Origin of the sequence: Bradyrhizobium sp. SZCCHNRI2009, assembly GCF_032485115.1 — a bacterium.
Classification (GTDB): domain Bacteria; phylum Pseudomonadota; class Alphaproteobacteria; order Rhizobiales; family Xanthobacteraceae; genus Bradyrhizobium.
Genome location: NZ_JAUEUH010000010.1, coordinates 141,911 through 156,044, shown reverse-complemented (window position 1 = coordinate 156,044; position 14,134 = coordinate 141,911). Strand labels below are relative to the sequence as shown.

Genomic DNA, 14,134 nt, shown 5'->3' with positions numbered 1-14,134 from the left:
GATTAGCGCCGCGTCCAGTTCGGATTGCTCTCGGCCTCGCTCTTGGCGGCCTCGGTGAGCTCGGCCGAAATGGCCGCGGTCTGCTGCGGCGTGCCCCAGCTCGGCGCGTCGCTGCCGTCGCCCCATTTCTTCGGCCGGTAGAAGGTGTGAACGCCGAACTTGTACATGCGCTTCATCTCGGCGACCCAGGACGGCCGCACCCAATAGGCATGATAGTGGGTCGACTTGCCCACCTCCGGCAGCCAGATCAGCCCGTCCAGCATGGCCTTCGCGATCTTCCTGGCGCGATCCCACATCTCGGGCTCGCGGATCACATCCGGATTGTTGTCACAGGCGAAGGTGAACTGGCAGGCGAAGTGGCGGTATTTGTTCTGGTAGACGACGCCGCACACCGTCGTCGGATAATAGCCGGAGAACGCTCGGTTCAGCACGACCTGCGCCACGGCCATCTGGCCGCGCACCGCCTCGCCGCGGGATTCGAAATAGACTGCTTCGGCAAGACACTTCTCGGACTTGAAGCGCGCCTTCTCGTCCGTGAGCCCCAACCGTTCGGCCGGAGTCCTGTCGCGCTGATTGTCGGCATTGACCTCGCCCTTCGGCGCGATGCTCTCGCCACCATCACCGGCCTTGGCAGCATCGTCGGCCGGATGTGACAGCACCGCCATCGGCTTGAGGTCCGGATCCGGCATCACGATCAGCGGCGCCTCGCCCGGCAGCCATGTCTCCATGGTTCCGGCGGCAACGCCCAGCGACGACGTGCCGAAATAGAGGTTGGAGGTCTTGATGGTGAGGCCGTCATAGCTGACGGCGCCATCTGCCAGAATTTGGTCGGCTGCAGGCTTCAGTTCGCCCGATGGCTGGATCTCGGACTTCGCCGCGTCGTACTGCACGAGCGGCGGCGCGCTCAGCGCCTCCTGCAATTCGGGATCGAGTGCAGAACGCTGCGGGAGTGGCGCCTGCGCCGGCGCTTCCGTCGTCTTGGCGCCGAACACCGAGGAATTCGAATCCGGTTGTGTCGATGGCGTGGGTGCGGGCTCGGAGGGCGCGGGCTCGACGGGCGCGGCCGATTCGGTCGGCTGCGCCGACGGCGTCGGGGGACGCACGACGAGACGATCGCCCTTCAGCGTGCGATCGACCTTGGGAAAATCGGAGGCCTGATAGCGCGGCGGAACCTGCAGCGCCGGATTGCGCGGCGTCGATCCGGTGATGTCGAGATCGCGCCCATCGAGGCTTGCGAGGCGGATGCTCACCGCCTGCGGCGCCGAGGTTCCGATCGGACGACCGAAACTATAGGTGGCGAGCTGAATGGAGGCCGCAGCCGAGAACACACGCTTCTGCCAGCGTTCGGCGACGCCCGGCTGGCGGGCGAGCAGAGAGGCGATGTCTTGATACCCGGTCTCTGTCGGCATCAGAGCGAAGACGCAGAGACCGAGTCCGAAGGACGCAAATCGCGCGCCCTTCGGATCGGGACGCAGAACTAACATCGATACGCTCAACGCAACGCTTACTGGATCGACCGAACAACAGTGCTTCCGTGCAATTCGATCTTCTCTCTTCGTATCGGGTTTAGGTTGCCGAGGAGTTAATCCGCGTTGCAATTGTGAAACAGGCAAGCGGGGAAGTTGCAGAGCACCGAGCGATCGAGATGCTTGGTAAACAGCGCACCGACGAGAACGGGTGAACATTCAGTCAACAGATGCGGTGAATGAAAATCATCTGCACATCATGAGGCGGAGTGTTCCATCGGCCTGCGACGTTCGCTCTCTCCACTCGTCATTCCGGAGCGCCCCCGGCATGGCGGCAGTGGTGGAGAAGAAGTGCACCTTGCGTCACGTGCGCGCAGCATCGCGACGAACCCTCACCAATGAAAAAGGCCGGCAACATGTGCCGGCCTTCGTCAGATCAGATCGATCGCAGCAGGATCAGGCCTGGCTCGCGATCTCCTTGCCGAGCGCGGACTGCGCAGCGGCCAGGCGGGCGATCGGCACGCGGTAGGGCGAGCACGACACGTAGTTCATGCCGACCTTGTGGCAGAACGCCACCGAGGCGGGATCGCCGCCATGCTCGCCGCAGATGCCGACCTTGAGGTTGGGTCGCGTGGCGCGGCCGCGCTCGACGCCGATCTTGACCAGCTCGCCGACGCCCTCGCGGTCGATCGAGATGAACGGATCGATCTCGAGGATGCCCTTGGCGACGTAGGCGCCGAGGAAGCTGCCGGCGTCGTCGCGGCTGATGCCGTAGGTCGTCTGCGTCAGGTCGTTGGTGCCGAACGAGAAGAACTCGGCGGCCTCGGCGATCTGGCCGGCCATCAGAGCTGCGCGCGGCAGCTCGATCATGGTGCCGACCTGATACTCCAGCTTGGCGCCGGTCTCGCGGATCACGGCCTGCGCCATCGCGTCGATGCGCGCCTTGACCAGGTCGAACTCGGCCTTGGTCGCGATCAGCGGCACCATCACCTCGAGGCCGACGGCCTCGCCGGTGCGCTTCTCGGCCTCGACCGCGGCCTCGAAGATCGCGCGCGCCTGCATCTCGGCGATCTCCGGATAGGCGATCGCCAGACGGCAGCCGCGGAAGCCGAGCATCGGGTTGAACTCCGACAGCTCGCGGGCGCGATCGGCCAGGCGGCGCGGATCGGTGTTCATCGCGCGGGCGACTTCCTCGACCTCGGCCTGGGTGTGCGGCAGGAACTCGTGCAGCGGCGGATCGAGCAGACGGATCGTGACGGGAAGCCCCTTCATGATCTCGAACAGCTCGACGAAGTCGGCGCGCTGCATCGGCAAGAGCTTGGCGAGCGCGGCGCGACGCTCCTGCTCATCCTCGGAGAGAATCATCTCGCGCACCGTGCGGATGCGGGTCTCCTCGAAGAACATGTGCTCGGTGCGGCACAGGCCGATGCCCTCGGCGCCGAACTTGATGGCGGTGCGCGCATCCTCCGGCGTGTCGGCGTTGACGCGCACGCCGGTCTCGCGCACGGCGTCCGCCCAGCCCATCAGGGTGCCGAACTCGCCGGACAGCTCCGGCTCGATCATCGGCATGCGGCCCGCGAGCACCTGGCCGACCGAGCCGTCGATGGTGATCACGTCGCCGGTCTTGAAGGTGCGCCCGCCGATGCTCATCGTGCCGCGGCCGTAGTCGACGCGGATGGTGCCGCAGCCGGAGACGCAGGGCTTGCCCATGCCGCGCGCGACGACGGCGGCGTGCGAGGTCATGCCGCCGCGCGTGGTCAGGATGCCCTCGGCAGCATGCATGCCGTGGATGTCCTCCGGCGAAGTCTCGATACGGACCAGGATGACCTTGCGACCGTCGGCCTGCAGCTTGGTGGCCTCGTCCGAGGAGAACACGATCTCGCCCGATGCCGCACCGGGCGAGGCCGGCAGGCCGGTCGCGACCACGTCGCGCTTGGCGGCGGGATCGATGGTCGGGTGCAGGAGCTGATCGAGCGAGGCCGGGTCGACGCGGAGCACGGCGTCGTTCTCCGAAATCAGGCCCTCATTGGCGAGTTCGACCGCGATGCGCAGCGCCGCCTTGGCGGTGCGCTTGCCGCTGCGGGTCTGCAGCATCCACAGCTTGCCGCGCTCGACCGTGAACTCCATGTCCTGCATGTCACGGTAGTGCTTCTCGAGCAGCGTGTAGATCCGCGTCAGCTCCTTGAACGCGTCGGGCATCGCGACTTCCATCGACGGCTTGTCGGAGCCGGACTCGACGCGGGCGTCCTCGGTGATGTCCTGCGGGGTGCGGATGCCGGCGACGACGTCCTCGCCCTGCGCGTTGATCAGGAACTCGCCGTAGAGCTTGCTCTCGCCGGTCGAGGGATTGCGGGTGAAGGCGACGCCGGTGGCCGAGGTGTCGCCCATGTTGCCGAACACCATGGCCTGGACGTTGACGGCGGTGCCCCAGGATTCCGGGATGTCGTGCAGCTTGCGATAGGTCACCGCGCGCGCGTTCATCCAGGATGAGAACACCGCGCCAATGGCACCCCACAGCTGGTCGTGCGGGTCCTGCGGGAAGTCCTTGCCGGTCTCGTGCGCGACAGCGTCCTTGTACTTGCCGACCAGCATCTCCCAGTCCTCGGAGCTCAGGTCGGTGTCGAGCTGATAGCCCTGGGTGTCCTTGAAGCTGTCGAGGATGTCCTCGAAATGATGGTGCTCGAAGCCGAGCACGACATCCGAATACATCGTGATGAAACGGCGATAGCTGTCGAAGGCGAAGCGGCGGTCGCCGGACAGCTGTGCCAGCGCTTCCACCGTCTGGTCGTTGAGGCCGAGATTGAGCACGGTGTCCATCATGCCCGGCATCGAGGCGCGGGCGCCGGAGCGCACCGAGACCAGCAGCGGGTTCTCCGGATCGCCGAATTTCTTGCCGGTCAATTTGCCGATGTAGTCGAGCGCCTTGTCGACCTGCGACTGCAGCTCCTTCGGGTAGGTCTTGTCGTTGGCGTAGAAGTAGGTGCAGACCGAGGTCGGGATGGTGAAGCCCGGAGGCACCGGCAGGCCGAGATTGGCCATCTCGGCCAGATTGGCGCCCTTGCCGCCGAGCAGGTCGCGCAGGCCGGCCTTACCTTCGGCCTTGCCGTCACCGAAGGTGTAGACCCACTTGTTCGGCTTGATCGCGGTGACCGCGCTCTTGGCGGCCGACGCCTTCGCGGCCTTGGCGACCGGCTTGGCAGCCGTTTTGGCCGGCTTCTTCGGAGCGGTTTTCACTGGCGCTTTCGGTGCAGACCTGGGCGCGACCTTGGCCGGGGCCTTGGCCACGGGCTTCGACGCCGTCTTGAGCGCCTTGCGCGGTGGAGCGAGTGCTGCGGTCTTGGCCTTGCCGGGCTTGGAAGGCTTTGATTTCGCTGTAACTTTCTTAGACTTCGCTACCGCTTTGGCCATGAGGTGCTTCGATCCGCAAATGGGAGGAGAAATCGCGCGCCTTACACCACTTTGGGCGCTGCGGCGCAAGCTCGGGGGTTCCCGACCTTGGGACTAGAACCTGGGACTAGAAGTGGAGCCACTTCAGCAGGCCCATGCCGATCAGGCCGTTCAGGATGAGGAAGATCGCGACGATCAGGTTCAAGAGGCGCGGCATGATCAGGATCAGGACGCCGGCGATCACGGACATGATCGGCGAGATATGGGCAACGGTCAGGGTCATCGACGAGCTCTGAATGATTGAAGGACGAGGCTGGGGCGATTCGATTTGGCCGGACTTTATCCTGGCCCATCGTGGCGGAATAGGAGACGCACGGCACGAGTTCCGGTTCCCCCACCGCTGGATCTGCCGCAAAAATGCCGCCGGTTCCACGTGGCGTTGCGCGGAACGATGACCTGTTGCCGGCATTGGGAGCAGATGCCGGCGCGCGCCGGTCTCTCTCAGCGATCAACAGCTCAGGAGTCCCGTCCATGCGAACCCATCTCACCCTTGCCGCCCTCGTGGCCGCACTCGTGATTCCGGCGGCCGCACAGGCGCAATCCTACACCACGGGCGTCGGCCGCAGCGTCGTGGTCGACGAGGACGCTCCAGTGATCACGGTCGAGCGACGGCCGGAGTTTCGCGAATATGTCGTCCGCGAGCGTGTTCCCAACTATGTGATCCCCGATCGCGTCGTTGTTGGCACCGTGCTGCCAGAGTCCGGTGTTACATATTACGACGTCCCGCAGCGCTTCGGTGCGACACCTTACCGTTACACCGTGGTCAACGGCGAAACTGTTCTGGTCGAACCGCGATCCCGGCGGATCATTCAGGTTGTTGAGTAGTTATAGAGCTGCATTTGGTCGCCAACGCCCCCGCAAGCGGCCAGATGTGAAAGGCCCTGCCCGGTTCCCCCCGCCGGGTGGGGCTTACTTTTTTCGCCGTCATCGCAAGCGTCGCGACGCGATCCAGGGCGACCGACGCCGCGTGCTGTGAGCCAGGGCGCAGTTTGCGCTCAGGCAGCCGTCTTCACCACCAGGCGATGGATGACCTTGCCCGAGGAGGCACTGACCACCTCCTCATCGAGCAGACTCGTGTCAGCTGCGAAGAGTGCGCGGATGGTTGCGAGGTCGACCACCGCATAGAGCCGGCCGTGGGCATCGCGCTGATCGGCCTGCTCCGTCACCCGCCAGCTCAGATACAGGACGCCACCGGGCTTCGTGATCGCGCGCATCCGCCGCACCGACGGCACCACGTCGCTGCGATCGAGATGCATCAGCACGGTCTCGCACAGCACATTGTCGAAGCTTGCATCCGCGATGTTGGCGAGAGCGGGCAGTTCGGCACGCGTGAACGACGCGTTCGAATAGCGCGTGCGCGCTTCAGCCAGCAGTCCCTCCGACGCGTCGAAACCTTCCGCAGGATACCCGTTGGCATTGAGCCAGCCGACCTCGCGGCCGCTGCCGCAGCCGATGTCCGCGGTGCGGCCACCGGACACGAAGAAGCGCCTGACGATGTCGTGGAGATCGGCCGACGCCGGCTGCGCATGCCAGTCGGCCGCGAACGCCGCCGCCTCACGGTCATAGGCGGCGAGCGTCGGCCGGTCCACTCTCAGCCCTCGATCTTGGAGAAGTCCGCGACCGCGCGCGTGGCGCTGCGGATTTCGTTCAGCAGCCTGAGCCGGTTTTCGCGGATCTTTGGATCGTCGTCGTTGACCTTCACCTTGTCGAAGAAGGCATCCACCGCCGGGCGCAGCTTCGCCATCGCGCGCATCGCGGCGGCGAAGTCCTCCTTGGCGACGGCAGCGCCCGCTTCCGCCGCGACCTCGCCGATCGCCTTCGCCAGCGCCTTCTCCTCGTCGAGCCTGTACAGCGCAGCATCCGGCGCGCCGTCGAACTTGCGCTTGTCCTTCTTCTCCTCGATCGCGAGGATATTGGACGCGCGCTTGGTGCCGGCAAGCAGGTTCTTGCCGTCGTCGCTGTCGAGGAATTTTCCGAGCGCCTCGACGCGGCGCACGACCATCAAGAGATCGTCCTGGCCGCCGAGCGCGAACACGGCATCGACGAGATCGTGGCGGGCGCCCTGCTCGCGCAGCTGCACCTTGAGGCGGTCGGCGAAGAAGGAGAGGAGGTTAACGGCCCTTTCATCCAAGAAGCGCCCACCGAAAGAAACCTCACTGCGGTGTCCGCCGCTAGCAATCGCTCCAACGGTGATACCAAGTTTTTTTGAGGCCTCGTCTCGAGCCTGTATATCCCGCATGATATTGGCGAGATCTATCTTCTCAAAAAGCGGACTAACAAGAGTACCAATGGATATGCGAAGATCGCTTTCCAAGACTAGCCTGATCACGCCCAGCGCCGCACGGCGCAGCGCATACGGATCCTTCGAGCCCGTCGGCTTCTCATCGATCGCCCAGAAGCCCACCAGCGTGTCGAGCTTGTCGGCCAGCGCCACCGCGACCGCGACCTTATCCGTCGGCACGCGATCACCCGGCCCCTGCGGCTTGTAGTGCTCCTCGCAGGCAGCGGCGACAGAGGCGTCCTCGCCCTGGGCCAGCGCGTAGTACTTGCCCATCAGCCCCTGCACTTCCGGAAACTCGCCGACGACCTCGGTCAGCAGGTCGGCCTTGGCGAGCTTCGCGGCACGCGCGGTCTTCGCGACATCAGCGCCGACCAGCGGCGCGATCTCGGCGGCGAGCTTCTCGATACGCGCGATGCGCGCGGCCTGGGTGCCGAGCTTCTCGTGGAACACGATCTGCTCGAACTTCGGCAGGCGGTCCTCGAGCTTGGTCTTGAGGTCCGTCTCGTAGAAGAACTTCGCGTCTGACAGCCGGGCGCGGATGACGCGCTCGTTGCCGGCAATGATCGTCTTGCCGCCGTCGGTGGCCTCGATGTTGGCGGTCAGGATGAATTTCGGCGCCAGCCCGCCCGTCTTGGGATCGCGCACCACGAAGCATTTCTGGTTGTTGCGGATGGTGGCGCGGATCACCTCGCCGGGGACCTTCAGATACTCCGGATCGAACGAGCCCATCAGCACCACCGGCCATTCGACCAGGCCCGCGACTTCGTCGAGCAGCACGGGGTCCTCGACCAGCTCATAGCCTTGCGCAAAAGCGAGCTGCTTGGCGTCGGTGACGATGGTGTCCTTGCGCCGGTCAGGATCGAGCACGACCTTGGCGTCGAGCAGCTTGGCCTCATAGTCCTCGAAGCGGCGCACCGAAATCGGCGACGGCGACATGAAGCGGTGGCCGAATGTCGTCTGGCCCGCCTCGATACCGTCGACGGCGAAGCTGACGACATCGGGCTCCTCGGTTTCCAGGCCGAAGGTCGCCGTGATCGCGTGCAGCGGGCGCACCCAGTTCAGCGCGCCCGGCTTTTCCGAGCGCTTGCCCCAGCGCATCGATTTCGGCCAGGGGAAGGTCCTGACGATCACCGGCAGCATCTCGGCGAGCACGTCGAGCGTGGCGCGGCCGGGCTTCTCGATCAGCGCGACGTAGAAGTCGCCCTTCTTCGGATCGCGCTGGATCGTGGCCTCCTCGATCGAGGACAGGCCGGTGGCCTTGAGGAAGCCTTGGATCGCGGCATCGGCGCCGCCGACGCGCGGGCCCTTGCGCTCCTCCTTGAGATCAGCCTGCCGCGCCGGGATGCCGTGCACGGTCAGCGCCAGCCGCCGCGGCGTCGCGAACGCCTTGGCCCCCTCATAGACGAGGCCCTCGGCGACGAGCTTGTCGGTCACCATGCGGCGCAGATCGTCGGCCGCCTTGGCCTGCATGCGCGCGGGGATTTCTTCGGAGAACAGTTCGAGGAGAAGATCAGGCATATCTCAAGTCTCTCTGCACGAAGAACCACCCTCCCCTGGAGGGGGAGGGTCGCCTGCCAAGGGCAGGCGGGGTGGGGTGACCGCGATCTCCGTGTGAATGGCTTCGAGCACCGCCTCAGTCCTGGTCATAACGTCGTTGTTCCAAAATCGCAAAACGCGATAGCCTTCCGAGTTGAGCCAGCGCGTCCGGGCCTGGTCGCGCTGGATGTTCGCATCCTCTCCGTGCTGCGAGCCGTCCACCTCGATGATGAGGCGACGGGCCAGGCAGGCAAAATCTGCAACGTAGGGACCAATGACGACCTGTCATCTGAAATGGGTCCCTTCGATCTCGAGGCGCCGCAGGTGACGCCACAGAATGTCTTCGGCCGCCGTCGTGTTTTCGCGCAGCCGTTTCGCGGTTCGGCGTTTGAAGTCGCTGATCGGCCGTTTGCCCATCTGGCACCTTCACCCCACTCCGCTCGCCTGCGATCAATCCTCCACCAAGTGAGGGTGATCACATCTTCCACCCACCAGCGCAGTGCCACCCTCCCCTGGAGGGGGAGGGTCGATTGCTCATGCGCAAGCATGAGCAATCGGGGTGGGGTGACAGTCTATCCATCATCAACAGTGCCCGAGCCGAGAGATCACCCCACCCCGGCACGCATCTCGCTTCGCTCGATCGCGTGCCGACCCTCCTCCTCCAGGGGAGGGTGAAGAGTCACTTCCCGCGTCGATATTGACTCAAACTCCCGCCCCGCCCGCTTCCGTATGCAGCCAGGCCTCGCCGCAGGCCTTGGCGAGCTCGCGGACGCGCAGGATGTAGCTCTGGCGCTCGGTGACCGAGATGACGCCGCGCGCGTCGAGCAGGTTGAAGACGTGGCTGGCCTTGATGCACTGGTCGTAGGCCGGCAGCGCCATCTGATGCTCCCGGCGGTTGCCCAGCTTTGAATTTTCTTGCCAGCCGGCGGCGAGATATTTGCGGCACGCGCCCTCGGCCATCTTGAACTGCTCGAACAGCATGTCGGTGTCGGCATGCTCGAAATTGTGCCGCGAATATTCCTGCTCGGCCTGCAGGAAGACGTCGCCATAGGTGACCTTGGCGTCGCCGTCGCGGCCGTTGAAGTTGAGGTCATAGACGCGGTCGACGCCCTGGACGTACATCGCCAGGCGCTCGAGGCCGTAGGTGAGCTCGCCCGCGACCGGCGCGCATTCGAAGCCCGCGACCTGCTGGAAATACGTGAACTGCGACACCTCCATGCCGTCGCACCAGCACTCCCAGCCGAGCCCCCACGCGCCCAGCGTCGGGCTCTCCCAATCGTCCTCGACGAAACGGATGTCGTGCACGGCGGCGTCGATGCCGATCGCGCCGAGCGACTTCAGGTACAGCTCCTGAAGGTTCGGCGGCGATGGCTTCATGATCACCTGGAACTGGTAGTAGTGCTGCATCCGGTTGGGGTTCTCGCCGTAGCGGCCGTCCTTCGGCCGCCGCGACGGCTGCACGTAGGCGGCATTCCACGGTTTCGGCCCGAGCGCGCGCAAGGTCGTCGCCGGGTGGAAGGTGCCTGCCCCCATCTCCATGTCGTAGGGCTGCAGGATCACGCAGCCCTGCTCGGCCCAGAACCGTTGCAGGGCCAGGATGAAGCCCTGGAACGAACGTTCGGGGCGCATGTGCGGAGGCAGCGAGTCCATCGTCGATATCGGTCTTTCGCAGGCGTCGGAAAAGCGCGCGGACCGTATCGGCGGGACCATCAGGAATCAAGGCAATAGGGTCTCCGAACGGCGGCGACGTGCCGTCGTTCGAAGATCAGCGCTCGCGTCAGCCCGGCCGGTAGGCGCCCGTGACGGGATCGCGGCGCAGAGTCTTGATCTCGGCGGCCTGTGCGGCCTCGGCGACGCGCGACAGCCGCGCCTCTTCGAGCTCGCGGTTGATCTTCTGCGCGGCCTTGTAGGCCCAGCGAACCACGGCAAGCCCGCCCAGCATACCCGCGAAAGCAACGAACGGCGGCATTGGTCGATCCTCGTTCATGAACAGAGCCACCCCGAATCCCATTGTCGCCGATCCCGGTTCCCCCCGCAATCCGGATTGCGAGGGGCGAAATGGCGCGCCCCCAGTCTAGAACCCAAAGCGGGCCCAGATCGCCCGGGTTTCGGCCGCGGAGATCACCTCCTCGGCCAGCCCCGTCCAGCCGAATCCCAGGCTGCCGGCGCCCGCGGCGCGGCGGCCGAGCAGACCCGACAACAGGCCGGACGCCGGCGCCACGACAGGCGTTGCAACCTTGTCGCCGAAGCGGGTGCGCAGGACGGCGCGGAGGTCGCCGATGGCGTCCGCCAGCCCCAGCGTGACGGCGCTGTCGCCGGCCCAGTACTCGCCGGTGAACAGCACATCGTCGGCGCCCTTCAGCCGGGTCGCGCGGCTCTCCTTGACCAGCGAGATGAACAGCGCGTGGATCTCGCGCTGGATCTTCTTCAGCCGCGCCACGTCGTCGGGATTCTCCGGCAGGAACGGATCGAGCATCGCCTTGTGCTCGCCGGCCGTATACAGCCGGCGCTCGATGCCGATCTTCTTGATCAGGTCCTGCAGCCCGAACGAGCCGCCGACCACGCCGATCGAACCGAGGATCGAGGACGGATCGCAGAAGATCTCGTCGCCGGCGCAGGCGATCATGTAGCCGCCGGAGGCCGCGACATCCTCGACGAACACGAGCACCGGCAGCTTCTTCTCCGCCGCGAGCTGACGGATGCGCAAGTATATCTGGCGCGACTGCACCGGCGAGCCGCCGGGCGAATTGATCACCAGCGCCACCGCCTTGGCGTTGCGCATGGAGAAGGCGCGCTCCAGCACCTTGGCGACGCCCGCAAGCGTCAGGCCCGGCCGCAGCGGCGTCACCGCGCCGATCACGCCGGACAGGCGGACGACCGGTACCACCGGTACGCCGCGCAGCCGCGCCGGAAGCAGCGCCTTCAGCCGATCGAAGAGCCCGGCTGCATCGCTGGGTTGTGTCAAATTGTCCACCATCCTGTTACCTCGGATTAACCACTTTTTATCGCGCCGCTGCCATTCAAAGGGCTGGAACGAGCCTTGCAATCTCCTGGGCAATCGCACGGCGAGCCAAGGTGCAGAGTGCGGCGGAGGAATACATGAAGGTCTACCTGTTGATGCTGCTGATCGGTACTCTATTGACTGCGATCCGGTTCACGACGGTAACCGAACGCCAGTCCGAAGCTCAGACGCAATAACGCCCGACCACGACCAACCGTTCAGGGGGTGCTCAAGGCCAGCGCCCCCTGCCCCGACAGCACCCGCACGGCCTCGTCATTCGGCACGCCTGCCGCCTCATTCAGCACCACTCCGGCGAGAAGCTGGGTCGGCGCCCGCCCTCCCTTAACGGCCCTGACCAGGATACGGATCGCCGGCTTGCCCGCTTGGCCGTGAACCGGTTGAACGGCAAGACTGCCGAAGCCGCGCGCCAGCGCCGCGACAACCCCGCTCAAACCATCGGCCCGCCAGATCAAGGTCAGCACGCCACCGGATTTCAGCATCCGCCGCGCGGCATGCGTCCAGATCTCCAACGTCGTCGCCGTTGCCATGTGCGCGGTCGCGCGCGCGGCGTCGGGCGAGGCACGGTGACGCGCGGCATCGTGGAACGGCGGATTCATCAGCACGACGTCGACACTGTCGGGCCCGAGCCCTGCGGCCGCGAAAGCGGCCGCGTCCGCGGCGACGTCCAGCACCACGACCTCCGCGGGCAAGGCATTGGCGCGTGCGTTGTCGCGCGCGAGGCGCGCCAGATCCGGCTCGCGCTCGACCAGCGTCAAGCCGAGACCGCCCACGCGCCGGGCCAAGGCCAGCCCGGCCGTCCCCACGCCGGCACCGAGATCGACCACCCGCTCGCCCGAACGCGCGGCCGTCGCCGCCGCCAGCAGGATTGCGTCGTGGCCGGCGCGATGGCCCGTCGTGGGCTGCCGCAGCCGCAATTGGCCGCCGAGCACGGCGTCCTCGGAGATGTCGACAGCGTCACTCATCAGGGCGCAGCTCATGCGCCAGCCCGGCGTCGGTGAGAAGCCGCCGGGCCTGGAGATTGTCGTCCTCATGCACGAGGATCCGGCGCGGCAGGATGCCGAGCGAGCCCTCGATGATGCTCATGTTCTGATCGAGGACGAGGTGATGGATGTCGGCGCCATCGAGCAGCGCCCCGATCGCCGAAACCAGCACGATATCATTGGTCCGAACCAATTCCTTCAATCGTTATGTCTCCATGCGGGCTTGGGTCAAGAAGGGCTTGGGTCAAGAAGGGCTTCGGTCAACCAGGCTTGGGTCAAGGTTCCGTGTCTGCCCTTGCCGCCTGCGGCCGCAGTTTCTATTGTCGTTTCGAGCATAGCAAAATCGGAGACCAGAGTGGCGGTTATCGTACCTTTCGAGAGTCCATCGGGAGCCTCCATCGATGGGCTGGTCGCGCTGGTCGCAGCCGACATGGAACGGGTCAACGCTACGATTTTGTCGCGCACCGGCTCGGACGTCACGATGATCCCGGAGGTCGCAAACCACCTGATCTCCTCCGGCGGCAAGCGGTTGCGGCCGATGCTGACGCTGGCGATGGCGCATCTCACCGACTACACCGGCGACGGTCACGTCAAGCTGGCCGCGGCCGTCGAGTTCATGCACACGGCGACGCTGCTCCATGACGACGTGGTTGACGAGAGCGAAATGCGCCGCGGCAAATTGTCGGCGCGCATGCTGTGGGGCAACGAGGCCAGCGTGCTGGTCGGTGACTTCCTGCTCGGCCAGGCGTTCCGCATGATGGTCGAGGTCGGCTCGCTGCGTGCGCTCGACATTCTCTCGGCCGCCGCCGCCACGATTGCCGAGGGCGAGGTGATGCAGCTTGCCGCCGCCAAGAACACTGCAACCACCGAGGACGAATATCTCGCCGTGATCCGCGGCAAGACCGCCGAGCTGTTCGCCGCGGCCTGCGAGGTCGGGCCGGTGCTCGCCGATCGGCCCAAGGCCGAGCAGACCGCCTCGCGGTCCTTCGGCATGAATCTCGGCATCGCCTTCCAGCTCGTCGACGACGTGCTCGACTATGGCGGCAAGGCCGCCAAGCTCGGAAAGAATGTCGGCGACGATTTCCGCGAGGGCAAGATCACGCTGCCGGTGGTGCTGGCGTTCCGCCGCGGCAGCGACAGCGAGCGTGCCTTCTGGATCAAGGCGCTGGAGCGCGGCGAGATCAGCGATCACGATCTCGACCATGCGATCGGGCTGATGAACAAGCATCGCGCCTTGGAGGACACGATCAGCCGCGCGCATCACTACGGCGCCATGGCCGTCGACGCGCTGGCGCTGTTTCCGGCGTCACCGATGAAGACCGCGCTCGAGCAGGTGGTGGCGTTCTGTTTGGCCAGGTCGCATTAGTTGGCGAACCTGGGCCTGCCCTTCGTGATGTCATGC

At 65.6% G+C, this 14,134-nt stretch carries 12 protein-coding genes and 1 pseudogene; 2 read left to right on the top strand and 11 right to left on the bottom strand.

Going from position 1 to position 14,134, the window contains the following annotated elements:
- Positions 1-2 precede the first annotated feature (2 nt).
- The 3 genes from QX041_RS29585 to QX041_RS29575 all read right to left on the bottom strand — a co-directional run bounded on the left by QX041_RS29585 (position 3) and on the right by QX041_RS29575 (position 5,136).
- On the bottom strand, positions 3-1,484 hold the full coding sequence (locus tag QX041_RS29585) for a cell wall hydrolase (protein WP_316167485.1): 1,482 nt from the start codon (positions 1,482-1,484) through the stop codon (positions 3-5).
- A gap of 438 nt (positions 1,485-1,922) precedes the next feature.
- Positions 1,923-4,874 carry a pyruvate, phosphate dikinase gene (gene ppdK / locus QX041_RS29580; protein ID WP_316167484.1) on the bottom strand — a complete coding sequence of 984 codons (2,952 nt, stop codon included), beginning with the start codon at positions 4,872-4,874 and terminating at the stop codon, positions 1,923-1,925.
- A gap of 106 nt (positions 4,875-4,980) precedes the next feature.
- On the bottom strand, positions 4,981-5,136 hold the full coding sequence (locus QX041_RS29575) for a DUF3096 domain-containing protein (protein ID WP_012042558.1): 156 nt from the start codon (positions 5,134-5,136) through the stop codon (positions 4,981-4,983).
- A 248-nt stretch (positions 5,137-5,384) separates the two neighbouring features.
- Here QX041_RS29575 and QX041_RS29570 point away from each other — a divergent pair, with 248 nt between their 5' ends.
- Positions 5,385-5,738 carry a DUF1236 domain-containing protein gene (locus tag QX041_RS29570; protein ID WP_316167483.1) on the top strand — a complete coding sequence of 118 codons (354 nt, stop codon included), beginning with the start codon at positions 5,385-5,387 and terminating at the stop codon, positions 5,736-5,738.
- A 170-nt stretch (positions 5,739-5,908) separates the two neighbouring features.
- Here QX041_RS29570 and QX041_RS29565 read toward each other — a convergent pair whose 3' ends face one another.
- From QX041_RS29565 to QX041_RS29530, 8 genes and pseudogenes are all read right to left on the bottom strand, one after another.
- On the bottom strand, positions 5,909-6,502 hold the full coding sequence (locus tag QX041_RS29565; RefSeq protein ID WP_316167482.1) for a class I SAM-dependent methyltransferase: 594 nt from the start codon (positions 6,500-6,502) through the stop codon (positions 5,909-5,911).
- Positions 6,503-6,504: 2 nt separating this feature from the next.
- Positions 6,505-8,712 (bottom strand): glycine--tRNA ligase subunit beta, encoded by a 2,208-nt coding sequence (gene glyS, locus QX041_RS29560; RefSeq protein ID WP_316167480.1) that lies wholly within the window; start codon positions 8,710-8,712, stop codon positions 6,505-6,507.
- A gap of 3 nt (positions 8,713-8,715) precedes the next feature.
- Positions 8,716-9,147: pseudogene (locus tag QX041_RS29555) on the bottom strand (endonuclease domain-containing protein).
- 285 nt (positions 9,148-9,432) lie between these two features.
- Positions 9,433-10,380, bottom strand: coding sequence for a glycine--tRNA ligase subunit alpha (locus QX041_RS29550; protein ID WP_316167478.1), 948 nt, complete (start codon positions 10,378-10,380; stop codon positions 9,433-9,435).
- 127 nt (positions 10,381-10,507) lie between these two features.
- On the bottom strand, positions 10,508-10,699 hold the full coding sequence (locus QX041_RS29545) for a hypothetical protein (protein ID WP_315717238.1): 192 nt from the start codon (positions 10,697-10,699) through the stop codon (positions 10,508-10,510).
- Between the two features lie 105 nt (positions 10,700-10,804).
- Positions 10,805-11,707: a S49 family peptidase gene (locus QX041_RS29540; RefSeq protein ID WP_315717239.1), complete on the bottom strand. Its 903-nt coding sequence runs from the start codon at positions 11,705-11,707 to the stop codon at positions 10,805-10,807.
- Between the two features lie 242 nt (positions 11,708-11,949).
- Entirely contained in the window at positions 11,950-12,714 is a 765-nt protein-coding gene (locus tag QX041_RS29535; protein ID WP_315750427.1) for a tRNA1(Val) (adenine(37)-N6)-methyltransferase, read from the bottom strand.
- Positions 12,707-12,934, bottom strand: coding sequence for a DUF2007 domain-containing protein (locus QX041_RS29530; RefSeq protein ID WP_006613556.1), 228 nt, complete (start codon positions 12,932-12,934; stop codon positions 12,707-12,709). The genes QX041_RS29535 and QX041_RS29530 overlap by 8 nt, the downstream gene beginning before the upstream one ends.
- A 153-nt stretch (positions 12,935-13,087) precedes the next feature.
- On the opposite strand from QX041_RS29530, the gene QX041_RS29525 reads away from it, so the two are divergent.
- Positions 13,088-14,098: a polyprenyl synthetase family protein gene (locus tag QX041_RS29525; RefSeq protein ID WP_315717243.1), complete on the top strand. Its 1,011-nt coding sequence runs from the start codon at positions 13,088-13,090 to the stop codon at positions 14,096-14,098.
- The last annotated feature ends 36 nt before the right edge of the window (positions 14,099-14,134 follow it).

Bases quoted from the DNA above. Each gene is read 5' to 3' on its own strand.
- QX041_RS29550 (WP_316167478.1), bottom strand. From the start codon at position 10,380: ATGGACTCGCTGCCTCCGCACATGCGCCCCGAACGTTCGTTCCAGGGC.
- ppdK (WP_316167484.1), bottom strand. From the start codon at position 4,874: ATGGCCAAAGCGGTAGCGAAGTCTAAGAAAGTTACAGCGAAATCAAAG.
- glyS (WP_316167480.1), bottom strand. From the start codon at position 8,712: ATGCCTGATCTTCTCCTCGAACTGTTCTCCGAAGAAATCCCCGCGCGC.
- QX041_RS29570 (WP_316167483.1), top strand. From the start codon at position 5,385: ATGCGAACCCATCTCACCCTTGCCGCCCTCGTGGCCGCACTCGTGATT.
- QX041_RS29545 (WP_315717238.1), bottom strand. From the start codon at position 10,699: ATGCCGCCGTTCGTTGCTTTCGCGGGTATGCTGGGCGGGCTTGCCGTG.
- QX041_RS29575 (WP_012042558.1), bottom strand. From the start codon at position 5,136: ATGACCCTGACCGTTGCCCATATCTCGCCGATCATGTCCGTGATCGCC.
- QX041_RS29585 (WP_316167485.1), bottom strand. From the start codon at position 1,484: ATGTTAGTTCTGCGTCCCGATCCGAAGGGCGCGCGATTTGCGTCCTTC.
- QX041_RS29540 (WP_315717239.1), bottom strand. From the start codon at position 11,707: ATGGTGGACAATTTGACACAACCCAGCGATGCAGCCGGGCTCTTCGAT.
- QX041_RS29535 (WP_315750427.1), bottom strand. From the start codon at position 12,714: ATGAGTGACGCTGTCGACATCTCCGAGGACGCCGTGCTCGGCGGCCAA.